The organism is Hydrogenophaga atypica, assembly GCF_042665215.1.
Lineage (GTDB): Bacteria > Pseudomonadota > Gammaproteobacteria > Burkholderiales > Burkholderiaceae_C > Hydrogenophaga > Hydrogenophaga defluvii_A.
In genome coordinates this window covers 1-803 of sequence record NZ_JBHTCA010000082.1, presented here as the reverse complement: position 1 = coordinate 803, position 803 = coordinate 1, and the positions used below count along the sequence as shown (strand labels likewise).

Here is an 803-nt window from a genome sequence, read left to right as displayed (position 1 = left end):
AGACCACCCACTGTCTTGATCCAGCCAAAGGCCTCCTCGATGCGCTTGCGCACTTTGAGGCTGGTCTTGTAGCCCTCGTGGCGCCGGATGCGGCCATCGACCGCCGAGTGCTTGTCCTTGGCCGCCACGTGTGGCGTGACTTTGAGCTTTCGGCAGCCCTTGATGAAGGCCTGGCTGTCGTAACCTTTGTCGGCCCCGACCGTGGCCCGCTTGTTCTTGTTTCCCCGGCGTTTGAGCATCGCCAGCGCCGCCTCGCGCTCGGCGGTGCCACTGGCATGTGTGATCTCCACATCCACGATCAGCCCGTTGCGGTTCTCCATGAGGATGTGCCCCATGTGGCACAGGCGAGATTTGTCGCCCGCGCTCTTCTTGAACAGCCGGGCATCGGCATCGGTGGTGCTGGCGTGGGTGTCGTTGCAGCGCTCCTGCCCTTTGAAGTTCACCTCGGGGTTGCGTCCGGGTGGCGTGCCGCTGTCATCGTCTTTGCGTTTGAAACTCTTGTGCGAGGCCCAGGCCTCAATCAGCGTGCCGTCCACGCTGAAGTGTTCGTCGCTGGCAAGCCGGCCCCACTGGGCGCTGAGCTTGACGCGCTCGAAGAAGGCGCGCGCCAGGTCTTCGTTGAAGAGGCGTTCGCGGTTGGCGCTGAAGGTGGAGTGGTCCCAGACCTTGTCTTCAATGTTCAGGCCCACGAACCAGCGGTACAGCAGGTTGTAGTTGACCGCCTCGACCAGCTGGCGTTCGCTGCGGATGGAGAACAGGATTTGCAGCAGCAAGGCCTTGAGCAGCATCTCCGGCGGCACCGA

Annotated in this window: 1 protein-coding gene; it reads right to left on the bottom strand. The window is 62.9% G+C overall.

Going from position 1 to position 803, the window contains the following annotated elements; all coding sequences use genetic code 11:
- Positions 1 to 803: IS5 family transposase (locus ACFQPB_RS23865; protein ID WP_382228939.1), on the bottom strand; the 803-nt coding region annotated here is incomplete at both ends.